Annotated in this window: 3 protein-coding genes and 1 pseudogene; all 4 read right to left on the bottom strand. The window is 47.8% G+C overall.

The genetic code is table 11. The features are described 5' to 3' along the window. The coding region (locus VK541_RS04650) for a family 43 glycosylhydrolase (RefSeq protein WP_324367398.1) at nucleotides 1-411 on the bottom strand (411 nt) is incomplete at its 3' end. 63 nt (nucleotides 412-474) lie between these two features. Then, nucleotides 475-1,254, bottom strand: a complete 780-nt coding sequence (locus tag VK541_RS04645) for a phytanoyl-CoA dioxygenase family protein (protein ID WP_324367396.1) — start codon at nucleotides 1,252-1,254, stop codon at nucleotides 475-477. Nucleotides 1,255-1,284: 30 nt separating this feature from the next. Next, nucleotides 1,285-2,730 (bottom strand): RagB/SusD family nutrient uptake outer membrane protein, encoded by a 1,446-nt coding sequence (locus tag VK541_RS04640; protein WP_324367394.1) that lies wholly within the window; start codon nucleotides 2,728-2,730, stop codon nucleotides 1,285-1,287. 33 nt (nucleotides 2,731-2,763) lie between these two features. Beyond that, nucleotides 2,764-3,269 (bottom strand): annotated as a pseudogene (locus VK541_RS04635) (SusC/RagA family TonB-linked outer membrane protein); the annotation flags it as partial.

Below are 3,269 nucleotides of genomic sequence, written 5' to 3'. Positions count from 1 at the left end.
CAGCGTTTTGTTGGTCGCCATGCCAATGACAGAGGTGTTTTTTCCGAATATGGAAGTGGCGTAATATAAATACCAGGTCCCGTTGTGAAAACTCAGATCAGGCGCCCAAAAGCCCAGCCCTTTAAAGCTGGGCAGCTTTTGCGCTACCCATGAAGGTGCCACACTAAAGACTGAAGGCTCCTTTTTCCAGGTTTTCATATCCTTAGAAGACCAAACCTGTATGCCCCCACCGGTATGATAAACATAATAGGTATCGCCTTCTTTCGCCATGCAGGGGTCACGCACGCCGGGATCCGTGGTGACATCACCCACTTTAAAGCGGCCCCTGCTTTGATTGCTGGCAGCGGGTTGCTGCCCGCAAACATTTAAGCCGCATAAGAGCAGCCAGGCAAGAAATAGATTACGTATCATATCGTAAAGCTAATGCATCACGGCGGAAGTTCCTTGTAAAAAAACAGATAGACGCCTCTGAAGTTAAAGATCTGCCTCAAAGGCCTCCACCTCTTTAAACTTCGTACTGCCTTTAACTAACCTGCCCAGTCGCGGTTTCCTTTCGTTATAAACTTCCACCGCATCGGCGTCCGCGTAACGGAGAAATAAGATCCTTCTGTCTCTGTCTTGCGACATATTCCCATCAGATTTATGGAGCATCCAGCAATTGAAGATCAGCGCATCTCCGGCCTTCATTTCCATGGGAACAGCCAGACTATCATCGGCCTCCACTACGATCTCCGACTGGCTTTTCTTTTGGTTCTCATCTTGCTGCACACGAATCTGACCCTGTTTATGACTGCCGGGAATCAGCCACAGGCAGCCATTGCCCCTGTCCGTATCGTCAAGGGCGGTAAGCGTAGTCAGCGCATTGTAAGGTTCAAGCTCTCCGTAACCATTGTCCTGGTGCCAGCCAAATGGTTTGGTATTGCCCTTCATTTTAAAGGTAAGCTGCGAAGTAGCGCCCTTGATATTTGGTCCTATGATTTCCGAGGCAATGTCTACCAGCGGCCCTTCAAAATAATATTGTTTCACTGCAGGTGCCTCATGGTGGATATTGACCAGCAGTGAATTTTGCAGCCAGCTTTTATCAGGATCAAAAGCCGACTTTTCTTTCGCCCAGGCCTCCATGCATTCGCTCCGCATTTGCTCAAGCCCCGATGGAGTCAATATGGACCTGATCACCAAATAGCCATTCTCCTTGAAAAAATCAATTTCAGGTCCGCTTAATTTTCTGTAATTGAATAAAGATTCGTTTGTCATTGTAATAGTAATAATCTGATTTAATAAAAATTAGTATCCATCTGTCTGGTCAAGACTCGTATTGGCGGCCAATACCGCAGTAGCCAGCGGCCAGAATAACGGGGTTGTTTTCCCGGCCAGGTTTGGCACGTAAGTATAAGCATCGATCGTTCCGCCCTTGTGGAACCTGACGATATCGTACCAGCGTTTGTTTTCAAAGAAAAGCTCACGGCCCCGCTCGTCAAAAATGGCACGCTCCACACCCGGCTTACCGGTATCACCAGTATACACACCAATTCCGGCACGCAAGCGCACCTTGTTGAGGTATTCAATGGCCTGACCCGTATTATTCAATCCCGCATAGGCTTCGGCCTTAATTAAAAATACATCCGCCAGGCGGAAGATGATCACATCATTATCCGAGATCCGGTCGTCAACATACTTATTTCCAGGCAATCTGGTAATCCAGGCATATTTCTGTGTTGTGCCCTGGCGTTCTATAATAAATGTATTAGGGACGCGCTTATCAGTAGTAAGCCCGCTAAACAGCGCCCTGCTCTTCGTGCTGATCTGATAACTGCCCAGGCCATTTGTAGAAGTCGCTGCATAAGGGATACTGTCCAGATTGGCCGCACCAGTAACCACTGACAGGAAAGGCAAAGCATTCAGCGCATAATTGGCATTGGTCTCATCCCTTTGGAAATAAGCTGACAGGATGACCTCATTGTTGGTCCTGACGGTATTGACCTCCCTGAAGTTTGACAAAAGCTGGACTCCTGAAGCTTCTACTTCAGTGGCAGAGCTGACGGCATCATTAAATGCGGCGGCGCCACCGTCCAGCACCTTAGCACTCCATAACGATGCCTCAGCCTTTAGCGCATGTGCAGAAGCATAAGAAAAGCGGTATTTGGAAACATAAGTTTTCTCAGGAAAAAGGCTGATGGCCGTATTGAGGTCACTGATCACCTGTTTCATCACATCAGCAGCCTTTGCCCTTGGCAATAAAGGAACATTTTCATCAGTAATGGCCTGGAGCATCAGCGGAGTGTCCCCGATAACGCGCAACAGGTAAAAATAGAAATAAGCCCGCTGGCAATATGCCTCAGCCATGATCCTGTTCTTTGCAGCCTCATTTGAAAACTGAAAGGGTTTGATCTTCTCCAGTAATAAATTGCAATGTCCGATCGCACTGTAAAAATTACTGTAATTCACCGCACCTACCGTCGGGCTCAGAATTTGAGACCAGGCCGTAGTCAGGCGGGAATTGAAGGCATTGATCAGCTCTTCACTGCGCTCGGTACCAAACACGAGGTTATTGGCGAAGGTTCTCATGGGCACATATATGCCGGTTACATAAGGAGCAAAGTCACCTTCACTCTGGAAGTATACCTGGTCGGTGATCTGTGACTCGGGCTCTACTTCGAGGAGCTTATCGCAGGAAGCGAGTGAGATTATAGCTATGGAGAGCAGGGCCGCGGTAATGTATTTACGAATCATCTTAAATGTATTTTGTGGTAAATGATTGATTAGTTAAAAGCGCAATGAGGCGCCAAAGGTGAACTGACGTGGCAGCGGATAACCTCCGGGGTCAAAGCCAGTATAGGTTTCAGGATTAAGCCCTTTGTAAGCCGTCAGGTAAGCCACATTATTGATACTTCCGAAAACCGTCATACCAGTTGACTTAATCCTGCTCATCAGTTTTTTTGACAGGTCATAGCTCAGGTAGATCTCACGCAATGCCAGGAAATCCCCTTTTGTGATCATGGTGCTGACATCAGACGCATAAGCACTTCCTGTCCAGTCGTAACGGATATAATTACGTTGTCCGGTATCGTAATCCTGAAACGAGAAACGTGCATATTTTTTGCCTTCATCACCAGCTTTCTGCCAGATATCCGGTCCCAGTGCTTCCGAAGGCGCACCTTCATTGAACGCACGGCCGGTGCCCAAAGCACGGGCCAGCGCACCATTACTGATCACATGCCCCATCGCAAAATCAAGGTTGACACGCACACTGAACTGTTTGTAAGTAAAAG

Origin of the sequence: Pedobacter sp. (genome assembly GCF_035317785.1) — a bacterium.
GTDB lineage: Bacteria > Bacteroidota > Bacteroidia > Sphingobacteriales > Sphingobacteriaceae > Pedobacter.
This window is presented reverse-complemented; position numbering and strand designations above follow the sequence as displayed.